This window comes from Paracoccus mutanolyticus, assembly GCF_003285265.1.
Classification (GTDB): domain Bacteria; phylum Pseudomonadota; class Alphaproteobacteria; order Rhodobacterales; family Rhodobacteraceae; genus Paracoccus; species Paracoccus yeei.
The window spans coordinates 41,207-53,971 of record NZ_CP030239.1 but is presented as its reverse complement, the minus strand read 5'-3'; the positions used below and the strand labels follow the sequence as shown (position 1 = coordinate 53,971).

15 protein-coding genes and 3 pseudogenes are annotated in these 12,765 nt (G+C 68.7%); 15 read left to right on the top strand and 3 right to left on the bottom strand.

Translation table 11 applies throughout. The features are described from left to right. The first annotated feature begins 83 nt into the window (after window positions 1-83). The 13 genes and pseudogenes from DPM13_RS00245 to DPM13_RS24565 all read left to right on the top strand — a co-directional run bounded on the left by DPM13_RS00245 (window position 84) and on the right by DPM13_RS24565 (window position 8,364). Window positions 84-1,400, top strand: a complete 1,317-nt coding sequence (locus DPM13_RS00245) for a glycosyltransferase family 4 protein (RefSeq protein WP_112888664.1) — start codon at window positions 84-86, stop codon at window positions 1,398-1,400. 145 nt (window positions 1,401-1,545) lie between these two features. Then, complete coding sequence (locus tag DPM13_RS00240; RefSeq protein WP_223252233.1) at window positions 1,546-2,505, top strand: TraB/GumN family protein; 960 nt, start codon at window positions 1,546-1,548, stop codon at window positions 2,503-2,505. Continuing rightward, window positions 2,495-2,839 carry a DUF4440 domain-containing protein gene (locus DPM13_RS00235; protein WP_028720932.1) on the top strand — a complete coding sequence of 115 codons (345 nt, stop codon included), beginning with the start codon at window positions 2,495-2,497 and terminating at the stop codon, window positions 2,837-2,839. The genes DPM13_RS00240 and DPM13_RS00235 overlap by 11 nt, the downstream gene beginning before the upstream one ends. Before the next feature lie 40 nt (window positions 2,840-2,879). After that, entirely contained in the window at window positions 2,880-3,524 is a 645-nt protein-coding gene (locus DPM13_RS00230) for a DUF1345 domain-containing protein (RefSeq protein ID WP_080620391.1), read from the top strand. A 64-nt stretch (window positions 3,525-3,588) separates the two neighbouring features. Then, window positions 3,589-4,509: a manganese-dependent inorganic pyrophosphatase gene (locus DPM13_RS00225; RefSeq protein ID WP_112887221.1), complete on the top strand. Its 921-nt coding sequence runs from the start codon at window positions 3,589-3,591 to the stop codon at window positions 4,507-4,509. Between the two features lie 16 nt (window positions 4,510-4,525). Continuing rightward, window positions 4,526-5,394: pseudogene (locus DPM13_RS00220) on the top strand (TIGR01459 family HAD-type hydrolase). A gap of 99 nt (window positions 5,395-5,493) precedes the next feature. Further along, window positions 5,494-5,937 (top strand): MaoC family dehydratase, encoded by a 444-nt coding sequence (locus tag DPM13_RS00215; protein ID WP_028720928.1) that lies wholly within the window; start codon window positions 5,494-5,496, stop codon window positions 5,935-5,937. 32 nt (window positions 5,938-5,969) lie between these two features. Then, window positions 5,970-6,899, top strand: coding sequence for a bifunctional riboflavin kinase/FAD synthetase (locus DPM13_RS00210; protein WP_112887220.1), 930 nt, complete (start codon window positions 5,970-5,972; stop codon window positions 6,897-6,899). Further along, window positions 6,899-7,339: a YcgN family cysteine cluster protein gene (locus tag DPM13_RS00205; protein WP_112887219.1), complete on the top strand. Its 441-nt coding sequence runs from the start codon at window positions 6,899-6,901 to the stop codon at window positions 7,337-7,339. The genes DPM13_RS00210 and DPM13_RS00205 overlap by 1 nt, the downstream gene beginning before the upstream one ends. Then, window positions 7,336-7,725, top strand: a complete 390-nt coding sequence (locus tag DPM13_RS21615) for a beta-eliminating lyase-related protein (protein ID WP_262983210.1) — start codon at window positions 7,336-7,338, stop codon at window positions 7,723-7,725. The genes DPM13_RS00205 and DPM13_RS21615 overlap by 4 nt, the downstream gene beginning before the upstream one ends. Further along, window positions 7,703-7,834, top strand: a pseudogene (locus DPM13_RS24570) (hypothetical protein); the annotation flags it as partial. The gene DPM13_RS21615 and the pseudogene DPM13_RS24570, both read left to right, overlap by 23 nt. A gap of 31 nt (window positions 7,835-7,865) precedes the next feature. Then, the gene (locus tag DPM13_RS21610; RefSeq protein WP_223252667.1) at window positions 7,866-8,075 is read left to right on the top strand and encodes a hypothetical protein; all 210 of its coding nucleotides are present in this window, start codon (window positions 7,866-7,868) and stop codon (window positions 8,073-8,075) included. A 154-nt stretch (window positions 8,076-8,229) separates the two neighbouring features. After that, window positions 8,230-8,364: a hypothetical protein gene (locus DPM13_RS24565; RefSeq protein ID WP_262983378.1), complete on the top strand. Its 135-nt coding sequence runs from the start codon at window positions 8,230-8,232 to the stop codon at window positions 8,362-8,364. Here the strand turns inward: DPM13_RS24565 and DPM13_RS00195 are convergent. From DPM13_RS00195 to ispF, 3 genes are read right to left on the bottom strand one after another with little or no spacing between them, the layout of a single operon-like run. Beyond that, window positions 8,361-8,783, bottom strand: a complete 423-nt coding sequence (locus DPM13_RS00195) for a CinA family protein (RefSeq protein WP_262983298.1) — start codon at window positions 8,781-8,783, stop codon at window positions 8,361-8,363. The two genes, DPM13_RS24565 and DPM13_RS00195, sit on opposite strands and share 4 nt — an antisense overlap. 44 nt (window positions 8,784-8,827) lie before the next feature. Further along, entirely contained in the window at window positions 8,828-9,325 is a 498-nt protein-coding gene (locus tag DPM13_RS00190; protein WP_099649376.1) for a phosphatidylglycerophosphatase A family protein, read from the bottom strand. A 1-nt stretch (window position 9,326) separates the two neighbouring features. After that, on the bottom strand, window positions 9,327-10,466 hold the full coding sequence (gene ispF / locus DPM13_RS00185) for a 2-C-methyl-D-erythritol 2,4-cyclodiphosphate synthase (protein ID WP_112887217.1): 1,140 nt from the start codon (window positions 10,464-10,466) through the stop codon (window positions 9,327-9,329). Between the two features lie 137 nt (window positions 10,467-10,603). On the opposite strand from ispF, the gene rpiA reads away from it, so the two are divergent. Then, window positions 10,604-11,251, top strand: coding sequence for a ribose-5-phosphate isomerase RpiA (gene rpiA, locus DPM13_RS00180; protein ID WP_223252232.1), 648 nt, complete (start codon window positions 10,604-10,606; stop codon window positions 11,249-11,251). 70 nt (window positions 11,252-11,321) lie between these two features. After that, a pseudogene (gene gorA / locus DPM13_RS26340) lies at window positions 11,322-12,718 on the top strand (glutathione-disulfide reductase). Window positions 12,719-12,765 lie beyond the last annotated feature (47 nt).

The following is a 12,765-nucleotide window of genomic DNA, read 5'->3' as shown; positions in this document are numbered from 1 at the left end:
GGCTGCGGAAAATTTTGCGCCGATTTCCGCTTGACGGGATTTCGGGGGGACGGCAAGCGGAGGCAGGTCGCGGGGTGCGGAATATGGTGGAACGGCGTTTGAAGGCCCTGGTCATCGCTGAGGCGGCGAACCCCGAATGGGTGTCGGTGCCGCTGATCGGCTGGTCGCTGTCGAATGCGCTGCGCGACGTGGCCGATGTCCACATCGTGACGCAGGTCAGGAACCGCGACGCCTTTCTGCGCGCCGGGCTGGTCGAAGGGCGCGATTTTACCGCCATCGACAGCGAGAAGCTGGCCGCGCCCTTGTGGACGCTGGCCGAGCGGCTGTCCTTCGGCAAGGGCGTCGGCTGGACGATGAAGACCGCCGTCACCTCGCTGGGCTACGGCTATTTCGAGCGGCTGGTCTGGCGGCGCTTTGGCGCGGGCATTCGGAAGGGCGACTATGACATCGTGCACCGGGTGACGCCGCTGACGCCGACCGCCAACAGCCTGATCGCGGCGCGCTGCAAGCGGGCGGGAGTGCCCTTTGTCATGGGGCCTCTGAACGGCGGCGTACCCTGGCCGCGCGGTTTCGACAGCGAGCGGCGGCGCGAAAAGGAATGGCTGTCCTATGTCCGGGGCGCCTACAAGGCGATTCCGGGACGCGGCGCGACGCTGGCGGCGGCAAGCGCGATCATCTGCGGCTCCGAGCATACCCTGTCCGAGATTCCGGCGCGGCATAACGGCAAGACGGTCTGGCTGCCCGAGAACGCCATCGACCCCGCGCGCTTCAGCCTGGTCGCACCGCAGCCGGGCGTGGTGCCGCTGCGGGGCTGCTTTATCGGCCGACTGGTGCCCTACAAGGGCGCGGACATGGCGATCGAGGCGGCGCTGCCGCTGCTGCGCGACGGGCGGCTGACGTTGGACATCATCGGCGATGGGCCACAGGCCGAGGACTTGAGCGCGCTGATCGAGCGCGAGGCCGTCGGCAGTGCCGTGACCATGCACGGCTGGATGGACCATGGCGCGGTGCAGTCGGTCGCGGCGCGGGCTCAGGTGATGGTCTTTCCCTCGGTCCGCGAATTCGGCGGCGGCGTGGTGCTGGAGGCGATGGCGCTTGGTGTGGTGCCGGTGGTGGTGGACTATGCCGGCCCGGGCGAACTGGTGGACGACGCGACGGGGTTCCGCATCCCGCTGGGCCGCCGCCCCGAGATCGTGGCGGCGTTGCGCGAACGGCTGCTGGCGCTGGCTGACGATCCCGGGGTATTGCCGGGGATGGCCAAGGCTGGGCGGGCGCGGGTCATGCGTGATTTCACATGGGCCGCCAAGGCGGGGCAGGTGGAGCGCATCTGGCGCGCCGTGGTCGAGGGGCGTCCGCTGCCGCAGGAACTGCCGCGCCGGGGGGATATTGCCCGGCGTTGAAACCGCCCCGTCCACCGTGCCATGCTGGCGCGGCAGTCCCGGAGGTTCGATGCGCCTGAAATCCCTGCATCCTTGCGCTGGCGCTGTGCCTGCCGTCGCTTCCGGCGCTTGCGGCGGAAGCGTCGGCCGCAACCTGATCGACGCCTTGCCGGCCGAACGCGCGGCCGAACTGCGGGCGGCGACCGCCGCCGTGCCCTTTCATCACGGGCTGTTCTGGCGCGCGACCAAGGGCGACCAACGCATCACCCTGATCGGGACCTATCATTTCGACGACCCGCGCCATGACGCGATCCTGTCGCAGTTCGGCCCGGACCTCGACCGCGCCGCCGTCCTGCTGGTCGAGGCCGGCCCCGAGGAAGAGCGCCGCCTGTCCGAGGCGATGACCCAGGACCCCACGCTGATCGTCGATGCGACCGGCCCGACCCTGCCCGAGCGGCTGGCGCAGGACGAATGGCAGGCCCTGGCCCGCGCCCTCGAGGCGCGTGGCCTGCCTGCCGTCGTCGCAAGCCGCCTGCGGCCCTGGTATGTCGCGATGATGCTGGGCATCTCTCCCTGCATGATCGAGCAGGTCCAGGCCCGGGGCGATACCGGGGGGCTGGACCATCGGCTGGTCGCGCGGGCCCGCGCGGCGGGCGTGCCGGTGCGCGCGCTGGAGCCCTGGGACACCGTCTTTACCCTGTTCCAGGGCATGACGCCGCAAGAGGAAATCGACATGATCCGCGCGACCATGCCCGCCGCGGAATATGCCGACGATTACACGACGACCCTGACCGACGCCTATTTCAGCGGCGAAAGCTGGCTGATCTGGGAATTCGGCAAGATGGACGCCTATGACAACTCGGGCCTGCCGCGCGCCCAGGTGGACCGCCAGATGCAACTGGCGCAGGACAAGCTGATGGACCGCCGCAACCGCGCCTGGATCGCCCCCATCGAGCGGGCGGCGGCGGATGCCGCGCGTCAGGGCAAGGGAATCGTGGTCGGTTTCGGCGCCTTGCATCTTCCGGGCGAGATGGGCGTTCTGTCGCTGTTGCAGCGGTCGGGCTGGACCATCGAGCCGATAGAGCCGCGGCTGGGAACCACAGGGAGAGGCACGGATGGCAGATGAGCTTTGGCAGGAGGAGCGCGATTTCTGGCTGGCCGGCAGCGCCGAGGCGGCGCGCAAGCTGGACGAGGGCTGTCTGATGGCCTTTGCGGCGACGGGTATCCTGACCCGGCGCAAGGTGGTCGAAACGCTCGCGAACGGCCCGCGCTGGCAGGAGGTCAGTTTCGCCGACCGCGCCTCGATCGAGACGGACGAGATTCGGGTGCTGGCCTATCGGGCCACCGCCCGGCGGGCCGGGGCCGAGACCTACCGTGCATTGTGCACCACCACCTGGGTCCGGCGCGAGGGCGGCGACTGGCGCATCGTCCAGCACCAGCAGACCCCGGTGCCGGCGTGACGCCGGCGAACGGCCCGGCCGCCTGGCTGACCCTGCCGCGATGATCGGCGACCTGCGGCGGCACCTGCGCTTCCTGATGGCCTTTGGCCTTGGGCTGGTGGCGGGGATGCTGGCGTTCCGCATGGCATGGCTCGACCGCCTGTTGATCTTTGCCGACGTGTTCTGCCTGGCCTATCTGGTGCTGGTTGCCTTGATGATGCGGCGCATGACGGTGCGCGACCTGCACCGCCACGCCGACGACGACGACGAGGGGATGCGCCTGATCGTGCCCCTGGCCGTGGGCGTCGTGGTGCTGAGCCTGTTCGCCATCCACATGACGCTGCGCGATCCGTCGGGCGGGTTTTCGCTGCGCCCCGCGCTGGCGATCCTGTCGGTGCCGCTGGGCTGGGCGATGATCCACACGGTCATGGCCTTTCACTATGCCAGCCTCTGGCACGCGCCGGCGCCCGGCGGCGGGCTGGCGCGGGGCCTGGACTTTCCCGGCCAGGGCAAGGGCGAACTGGCCGGAATCTGGGATTTCATCTATTACAGCTTCACCCTGGGGATGACGGCGCAGACGTCGGACGTGGCGGTGACCTCGACCGCGTTGCGGCGGGTGACCATCGTGCATTCGGGCCTGTCCTTCTTCTACAACGCGGTGCTGGTGGCGCTGACGGTCAACGCCGCCGTCAGCTTGGGTCAATAGACAAGCGCGGGCCCCCGGCCTATAAGTCCGGCGAAATTTCCGTTTCCTTCGCGAAGGTATCTCCATGATCAAGGTTTTCGGCCACAAGGCCCCCGACACCGATTCCACCGGCTCGCCCATCATCTGGGCCTGGTACCTTTCGGAAGTGCGCAAGGAGCCGGCGGTCGCCGTTCTGCAGGGCGAGCCGAACACCGAGGCCGCCTGGATGCTGTCGAAATGGAACCTGCCCAAGCCCGAGATCATCGCGGACGTTGCGGCGGGCGACAAGTGCGTGATCGTGGACACCAACAACCCGGCAGAACTGCCCGCCTCGATCAACGAGGCCGACGTGATCGAGATCATCGACCACCACCTGCTGGCGGGCGGCGTCAAGACGCGGCTGCCGATCAACATCACCATCCGTCCGCTGGCCTGCACCGCGACCATCATGTTCGACCTGATGGGCGAAGAGGCCTATGCCCGCGCGCCGAAAGCGGTCAAGGGCGCGATGCTGACCTGCATCCTGTCCGACACGCTGGAGTTCCGCAGCCCGACCACCACCGCGCATGACCGCTGGGTGGCCGAGAAGATCGCGGGCGACCTGGGCGTGTCGATCCCGGCCTATGCGGCCGAGATGTTTGCCGCCAAGTCCGACGTGTCGGCCTTTACCGAGGAAGCCCTGCTGCGCATGGACAGCAAGGAATACGAACTCGGTGGCAAGCAGCTGCGCGTCTCGGTCCTGGAAACCACCGCGCCGCAGGTGCTGCTGGACCGCAAGGGCGCGCTGATGGCCGCCATGCCCGCGGTCGCCGCCGCCGATGGCGCCGACGAGGTGCTGCTGTTCGTCGTCGATATCCTGAACGAGGAAGCGACGCTGCTGGTCCCGAACGACTTCGTCAGGCAGGTCGCCGAGAAAAGCTTCAACGCGACCGTCACCGGCGACACGGTCGTGCTGCCCGGCATCATGTCGCGCAAGAAACAGATCATCCCGGCGCTGGCCGTCTGATCCGAAAGGCACCCTGATGACGCAGATCATTTCCTCGCTGGCCGAGGTCGCCCTGAATTACGACGTGCTGTTCTGCGATCTGTGGGGATGCCTGCACAATGGCGTAGAGGCCTATCCGGCCGCCGTTGCCGCCCTGCGCGATTTCCGCGCGGGCGGGGGCCGGGTCGTCCTGCTGACGAACGCGCCGCGCCCCTGGCGCTATGTCGTCGATCAACTGGACCGCATGGCGGTGCCGCGCGACGCCTGGGACGTGGTGGTCAGCCGGGCGACGCGGCGCAGGACGCGATGTTCGCGGGCGCGGTGGGCCGCAAGGTCTGGGCCGTGATGATGGCCAAGGACGAGGGCTTCTTCTCCGACATCCCTCCGGAATGGCAAGATGCCGAGCCGATCCAGCGCGTGGCCTTGGACGAGGCCGAGGGCATCGTCTGCACCGGCCTTTTCGACGAGGTGAACGAGACGCCCGAGGATTACCGCGCCCCTCTGATGCTGGCGCGCGAACGCGGGCTGAAGCTTCTGTGCGCGAACCCCGACGTGGTGGTGGACCTGGGCGAGACGCGGCTTTACTGCGCGGGCGCTCTGGCCGAATTCTATGAAAGCCTGGGCGGCACCTCGCTGTACTTCGGAAAGCCCCATCCGCCGATCTATGACCTGGCCCGCCGCCGCCTGGGCCTGGGCGACGATGCCCGCATCCTGGCCGTGGGCGACGGCATCGCGACCGACATCCCGGGCGCGGCGGGCGAGGGGATCGACGCGCTGTTCGTGACCGGCGGCTTGGCCTTCGACCAGTTCGGCGACGATGTGGAAAACCCGCTTCAGGACAAGCTGGACGAATGGCTGGCCATGCGCGGTCACGCGCCCCGCTACAGCATCGGCCGTCTGCGTTAGGGTAACAAATAGTCGTTTGCTATAGGGTCTGCGATATTTTGTTGCTGACGGGTTCTTTTGCTGCTATGCAGCATCAGGGCAACCCGGGGGCATTGAATGATGCTGGACAATCTTCCACGCGGCACCATCGTCATCGAGGATCTTGAGGTGGGCATGATGCGCCATCTGCAAAAGGTCGTCACCGATGAGGACATCGAACTGTTTTCCCGGGTCTCGACCGACCGCAATCCAGTGCACCTGGACGACGCCTATGCCCAGGACACGATCTTCGAGGGGCGGATCGCGCATGGGATGCTGACCGCGAGCCTGATCTCGGCCGTGATCGGGGAACAGTTGCCGGGTCATGGCACGGTCTATCTGGGCCAGACGCTGAAATTCATGGCGCCGGTGCGGCCTGGCGATCTGGTCCGGGCCGAGGTCGCGGTCGAGGCCATCGACCATGCGAAACGGCGCGTGACCCTTGCAACCCGGTGCCTTGTCGGTGATACGGTCGTCCTGAAGGGCGAGGCGGTCGTTTTGGCCCCAAGCCGGAAATTCGACTGATCGGGCCGGAACGTGGCCCACCGGGGGCCTGATTGCGCATCCATCACGACTGGAAAGCCTTGCCGCCTGACGCCCGCGGGGCCAGCGTCGCCATGGGCAATTTCGACGGCGTGCATCTGGGACACCGCTCGGTGATCGACCTGGCGCGCGCGGCCTGCGACGCGCCCCTGGGCGTCGTCACCTTCGAGCCGCATCCGCGCCAGTTCTTTCAGCCCGACGCGCCGCCGTTCCGCCTGATGAACGCCGAGGCGCGCGCGAACAGGCTGGCGCGGCTGCAGGTCCAGCATCTTTACGAATTGCCCTTTGACGCTGTGCTGGCCGGGCTTTCGCCCGAGGATTTCGCCCGCGACGTGCTGGCCCAGGGCCTGGGCGTGCGCCACGTCACCGTGGGGGCGGATTTCCGGTTCGGCCACAAGCGGGCGGGCGATGTGCAGACCTTGACCGAGCTTGGCGCCACTCTGGGGTTCGGCGTGACCGTAGCGCCGCTTCTGGGCGACGGCGAACGGGAATACAGCTCGACCGCGATTCGCGCGGCGCTGAGCGAGGGGCGGATGCGCGACGCCGAGGCGATGCTGGGTCACTGGCACCGCATCGACGGCGAGGTGCTGCACGGCGACAAGCGGGGCCGGGGACTGGGCTATCCCACGGCGAACATGGCCGTCCAAGGGCTGCACCTGCCGCGCATGGGGGTCTATGCGGTCATGGTCGATGTGCTGACCGGACCCGAGCGCGGCGGCTACAAGGGCGTGGCGAACCTGGGCGTGCGCCCGATGTTTGGCGAGAATATCCCGAACTTCGAGGTGCATATCTTTGATTTCCGCGCGGATCTTTACGGCCAGCACCTGTCCGTCGCGCTGGTCGAATACCTGCGCCCGGAGTTGAAGTTCGACGGCCTGCCGGCGCTGATCGCCCAGATGGACAAGGACAGCGCTCAGGCGCGCGAGATCCTGTCGGCCCGGTGATGCGCGAACGGTTCTGGGAACTGCCGCTGAAAAGCCTGAAGCCCGACGAATGGGAGGCGCTGTGCGACGGCTGCGGCAAGTGCTGCCTGAACAAGATCGAATACGAGGATACGGGCGAGCTGGCCTTTACCCGCGTCGCCTGCAAGCTGCTGGACGGGCAGACCTGCCAATGCTCCAGCTATCCGAACCGGCATGACTTCGTTCCCGACTGCATCGTGCTGACGCCGAAGAAGCTGAAGGAAATCGCCTGGTGGCTGCCGGCGACCTGCGCCTATCGCCTGCGGGCCGAGGGCAAGCCGCTGCTGCCCTGGCACTACCTGATCTCGGGCGACCGCGAGTCGGTGCATTGCGCCGGGGCCAGCGTTCGCGGCTGGACGGTCAGCGAGCTGACCGTCACCGAGGACGATTGGGACGACTACATCATCGAGGACCAGTCATGAACTTTGCCTCTGACAACGCCTGGGGCGCGCATCCGGCGGTGCTGAAGGCCCTGTCCGATTGCAACGAGGGCGCGGTCGGGTCCTATGGCGCCGATCCCGTCACCGCCCGCGCCGAGGCGGCGATCCGCGATCTGCTGGACGCGCCTCAGGCGGTGGTGCGCTTTGTCGCCACGGGCACGGCGGCCAATGCCTTGGCCTGTTCGCAGCTGTCGCCCGGCTGGGGGCGGGTCTATTGCCACGAGACCGCCCATATCCATTGCGACGAATGCAGCGCGACCGAGTTCTACAGTCAGGGCGCGAAGCTGGTGCCGATTGCCGGCGCGGCGGGCCGGATCGCGCCCGAGGCGCTGGGCCAGGCCATCCGTGCGGGGCTACCGGCAGCATGAACGACGGCGCAGCCGCGCTGGTGTCGATCACCATGCGACCGAATGGGGCACGATCTACGCGCCGGCCGATGTCGCGGCGCTGGCCGGGGTGGCGCGGGATGCGGGCATGCGGCTGCATATGGACGGGGCGCGGTTCGCCAATGCGGTCGCGGCCCTGGGCTGCGCAGCCGGCCGATCTGGTGCGGGGCGTCGATGCGCTGTGCCTGGGCGGCACCAAGAACGGGGCGCTGGCCGCCGAGGCGGTGGTGTTCCTGGATCCTGCCCATGCCCGGGATTTCGACTATCGGCGCCAGCGGTCCGGCCATGTCTGGTCCAAGCAGCGTATCTGGCCGCGCAGATGCTGGCACTGATGACCGGTGGGCTGTGGCTGAAGCTTGCGGGCCATGCCAACCGCCTGGCCTCGCATCTGGGACAAGGGGTGGTGCGGGCAGGGGCAGCCTTGATCGCCCCGGTCGAGGCGAACGAGGTCTTTGTCCGCCTGCCCGCCGAGGCGCATGCGCGGCCGTGGCCCACGGCGCCATCTATCACCTCTGGCAGGACGGGCCGTGCGAACCGGGCGCGCCGGTCGCGGTGCGGCTGGTCACAAGCTGGGCCACGCGGGACGAGGACGTCGATCGCTTTCTGAACCTGATCGGCTAGGGCTGCAGCGCCTGCGCCAGCAGTTCCAGCGCATGATCCACGGTGGCGGCGCGCACGGCGGACCGGCCGATGGCGCCGAATTCCACGGTTTCGGTCCTGACGCCCCAGGCGTCCGCGACGCCAAAGCAGACCCGGCCCTCGGGCTTGTGCTCGGACCCGCCGGGGCCGGCGATGCCGGTGACCGAGACCGCGATGCCGGCATGGGACCGCGCCAGCGCGCCGCGCGCCATCTCGGCCGCCACCTGTTCGCTGACCGCGCCATGCGCTTCCAGCGTGTCGGGGCGAACGCCCAGCATCTCCATCTTGGCGGCGTTGGAATAGGTGACGAAGCCGCGCTCGAACGCGTCGGACGACCCCGGAACGTCGGTCAGCCGGCCCGCGACCAGGCCTCCGGTGCAGCTTTCGGCGGTGGCGATCATGACGCCGCGTCGGCGGGCCAGGTGCAGGACATCGGCGGGGTTGGTCACAGCATGGGCTCCAGCAGGCCATGGTACAGCCCCGCCAGAATGACCGAGACGATGCCCGCGAACAAGCCCGCCCACAGATCGTCCAGCATCAGCCCGGTCGCGTCGCCCCGCCGGTCCGCGCGCCCCACAAGCCAGGGCTTCCAGATGTCGAACAGCCGAAACAGCAGGAAGGGCGCGACATAGCCCGGCCAGGCGTCAAGGATCGAGACCCCGTGCCGCCACAGGGGGACGACGGTGAAGCTCATCGCCAGCCACTGGCCCGCCGCCTCGTCGATGACGATCCAGGATGGGTCCTTGTCGGCGCTGCCCGCCAGCACGCGGGGCACCGCCCAAAAGCCGAGGACGGTGGCCAGCAGAAAGCCCGCGGGGACCAGCAAGGGGTGCAGGAACACGCAGGCCAGCACGCCCAGCAGGACGGCGGCGGCCGAACCCCAGGTGCCCGGCGCGGGTTTCAGCCAGCCGATGCCGAACAGGGTCGCGATCATCCGGTCCATGTCAGCCTCCGATCAGGGTGGCGGTGGCGATGGCGGCGATTCCCTCCTCGCGCCCGGTAAAACCCAGCCGTTCGCTGGTGGTGGCCTTGACGCTGATCCGGTCAGGGTCGGTGCCCGTGATCTCGGCCAGCCGGGCCTGCATGGCGGCGGCGTGAGGGCCGACCTTGGGGCGCTCGCAGATCAGCGTCACGTCGGCGTTCGACAGTCGATAGCCCATCGATCGCGCCAGATCGGCGGCGTGGCGCAGGAAGATGTGGCTTTCCGCCCCCTTCCACTGTGGGTCCGAAGGCGGGAAATGCCGGCCGATGTCGCCCTGCGCCAGCGCGCCATAGATTGCGTCGGTCAGCGCGTGCATGCCGACATCCGCGTCCGAATGGCCCAGCAACGCGCGGTCGTGCGGGACGCGCACCCCGCACAGCCAGACGTGATCGCCCGCCGTGAAGGCGTGAACGTCGAAACCATTGCCAAGGCGGATGTCCATCGCGTTCCCCAGTATCCGTTCGGCCCGGGCGAAATCGCCGGGCCATGTCAGTTTCAGGTTGTCTTCGTCGCCCGGCGTCACGCTGACGGCAAGCCCGGCGCGCAGCGCCAGTTCCACATCGTCCGCCGCGCCTTCCGGGAAGGCGCGATGCGCGGCCAGGATCGGGGCCAGCGCAAAGCCCTGCGGGGTCTGGGCGCGAAACAGCCCCTCGCGGCTGGCGGTGGCGGTGACCTGCCCACCCTCGGCCCGCCACAGCGCGTCCGACACGGGCAGTGCAGGCGCGGCGGCCTGGGCGCCCGCCCGCAGCGCATCGACCACGCCCCGGATCACCGCGTCCGCTCCGCGGCCGGGCGCCGTCGTGGATCTGCCATGGGTGATGTCGCTGCCCTCAAGCGTTTCCAGCGCCGCCCGGATCGAGGCGCTGCGCGTCTCGCCCCCGGCGACCAGCACCACGGGACCCGCGATTTCGGCCAGCGCCCGGTCCATGTCCTGCGGGGCCACGGTCACGATGATGCGCGAAAACCCCGCGAAGGCGCGGATGCTGCGGGCCAGCGCGCTGTCGCGGCCCAGCTTGCGCCACTGCTTGGGCAGGTCGCCGCCCGCGCGGGTGCCGCGTCCGGCGGCGGTGATGATTGCGGCATAGGTGCAGGGTATCGTCATGGCGCCATGCTTTAGGCGAGCCGGGCGCGGCTGGCAATCGTGGCGGGCGGGGGCAGCGCTTTTCCCACGCGGGGCGTTGGACCCGCTCTCGGTTCTGCTTATAAGGTGCTGGCACAATCCCGAAACAGAGGTTTCCCATGTCCGATCCCGCCGTCGATCCCGCCAAGGATGCCGCCGCCCGCGCTGCCGTGGCGCTGGTGGAAAGCGGCATGAAGCTGGGGCTGGGAACCGGCTCGACGGCGAAAGTCTTTGTCGACCGCCTGGCCGAGCGCGTCCATGCCGAGGGGCTGGACCTGCGCTGCGCCGCCACCTCGAAGGCGACGGCCGAACAGGCGCGCGGCCTGGGGCTGGTCGTGCTGGAGCTGGACGACCTGGGCTGGCTGGACCTGACCATCGACGGCGCGGACGAGGTCGACCCCGACCTGAACCTGATCAAGGGCGGCGGCGCGGCGCATCTGCGCGAAAAGATCGTCGCGACCGCGTCCGACCGCATGGTGGTGGTGGCCGATCCGGGCAAGGTCGTGGACCGGCTGGGCGCCTTCAAGCTGCCGGTCGAGGTGATTCCCTTTGGCTGGACGACGACCCGCACCCGCATCGTCCGCGCCCTGGCCGAGCTTGAGATCGAGGACTGCCCCATCATCCTGCGCGAACGCGAGGGCCGTCCCCTGATCACGGACGAGGGCAACCTGATCCTGGACCTGGCGCTTGGCCAGATCGCCGACGCGCAGCGCCTGGCGCGCACGCTTTCGGGCATCGCGGGCGCGTTGAACACGGGCTGTTCCTGAACATCTGCAGCCTGGCGATCATCGGCTGCCCCGACGGGACGGCCACGGAACTGCTGCGCGAGGACCTGGAATGACCTTCGACTATGACCTGTTCGTCATCGGCGGCGGCTCGGGCGGGGTGCGCGCGGCCCGGATCGCGGCGGGCGAATACGGTGCCCGCGTCGCCCTGGCCGAGGAAAGCCGCATGGGCGGCACCTGCGTCATCCGGGGCTGCGTGCCGAAAAAGCTGATGATCTTTGCCAGCCAGGCCGAGGCGCGGCGGCCGAGGCGGCGCGGCTTTGGCTGGCATCGTCAGCGACGACGCCATCGGTGAATCTGGCGCCTTCGATACAGCTGGACGGCGAGCTGACCCGGCTGGAGGGGGCCTATACCGGCGGGCTGGTCGCGGCCAATGTGGACATCCACAAGGCGCGGGCCCGGCTGGCCGACGCCCATACGGTCGAATTGTCGAACGGCCAGCGCCTGACGGCCAAGCACATCCTGATCGCGGTCGGCGGGCGGCCGCAGCGCCCCGGCATTCCGGGCGAGGAACTGGGCCTGATCTCGGACGATCTGTTCCTGATGGAGAACCTGCCGGGCCGGGTGCTGGTCGTCGGCGGCGGCTTCATCGCCTGCGAATATGCGACCATCCTGGCGGGCCTGGGATCGCGGGTGACCGTCGCCTATCGCGGCGATGCAATGCTGCGCGGCTTCGACGCCGAGATGCGCCGCTTTGCGACCGAGCAACTGCGCATGATCGGCGTCGATCTGCGGCTCGAGACCGATCCCGCGCGCCTCGACCGGCGGGACGGGGCCGTGCCGTGACCTTTCGCGGCGGCGACACGGATGATTTCGATCACGCATGTTCGCCACCGGCCGCGTGCCGAACACGGCAGGGCTCGGGCTTGATGAACTGGGCGTGGCGCTTGGCCCTCGGGGACAGGTGCTGGTCGACGAATGGTCGCAAAGCTCGGTCCCGTCGATCTTTGCGGTGGGCGACGTGACGGACCGGGTGAACCTGACCCCGGTCGCCATCCGCGAGGGACATTGCTTTGCCGACACCGTCTTTGGCGCACGGCCGCGCAAGGTGGATCACAGCCTTTTCGGCGCTGCCGTCTATACCCGCCCGCACGAGGTCGCCAGCATCGGCCTGACCGAGGAAGAGGCTGGCGGCGCGGTCCGCACGACGTCTATGTCGCAAGCTTCCGGCCCATGCGGTCGCTGTTTGCCGGCTCGGACGCGCGCGCCGTGATGAAGCTGATCGTCGAGGCCGGGGGCGGCAGGGTCGTCGGCTGCCACATCTTCGGCCCCGAGGCGGGCGAGATGATCCAGCTGGTCGCCATTCCCCTGGGCATGGGCGCGACCAAGGCGCAATTCGACGCGGCCATCGCGGTGCATCCGACCCTGGCCGAGGAATTGGTGACGATGCGTCGGCCCGCGCGTCACATCGGCATGGGCGGTTCTGACAAAACCGTTGGCGCGGCTTGATTTTCGGTGCTTTCGCACCAGTTACACCCTGAGCGAACCATAAACTG

Coding starts and splice junctions, on each gene's coding strand:
- DPM13_RS00235 (WP_028720932.1), top strand. CDS start 2,495: ATGGCAGATGAGCTTTGGCAGGAGGAGCGCGATTTCTGGCTGGCCGGC.
- DPM13_RS21615 (WP_262983210.1), top strand. CDS start 7,336: ATGAACTTTGCCTCTGACAACGCCTGGGGCGCGCATCCGGCGGTGCTG.
- rpiA (WP_223252232.1), top strand. CDS start 10,604: ATGTCCGATCCCGCCGTCGATCCCGCCAAGGATGCCGCCGCCCGCGCT.
- DPM13_RS21610 (WP_223252667.1), top strand. CDS start 7,866: ATGCGGTCGCGGCCCTGGGCTGCGCAGCCGGCCGATCTGGTGCGGGGC.
- DPM13_RS00205 (WP_112887219.1), top strand. CDS start 6,899: ATGCGCGAACGGTTCTGGGAACTGCCGCTGAAAAGCCTGAAGCCCGAC.
- ispF (WP_112887217.1), bottom strand. CDS start 10,466: ATGACGATACCCTGCACCTATGCCGCAATCATCACCGCCGCCGGACGC.
- DPM13_RS00215 (WP_028720928.1), top strand. CDS start 5,494: ATGCTGGACAATCTTCCACGCGGCACCATCGTCATCGAGGATCTTGAG.
- DPM13_RS00190 (WP_099649376.1), bottom strand. CDS start 9,325: ATGGACCGGATGATCGCGACCCTGTTCGGCATCGGCTGGCTGAAACCC.
- DPM13_RS00245 (WP_112888664.1), top strand. CDS start 84: ATGGTGGAACGGCGTTTGAAGGCCCTGGTCATCGCTGAGGCGGCGAAC.
- DPM13_RS00230 (WP_080620391.1), top strand. CDS start 2,880: ATGATCGGCGACCTGCGGCGGCACCTGCGCTTCCTGATGGCCTTTGGC.
- DPM13_RS00195 (WP_262983298.1), bottom strand. CDS start 8,783: ATGATCGCCACCGCCGAAAGCTGCACCGGAGGCCTGGTCGCGGGCCGG.
- DPM13_RS00225 (WP_112887221.1), top strand. CDS start 3,589: ATGATCAAGGTTTTCGGCCACAAGGCCCCCGACACCGATTCCACCGGC.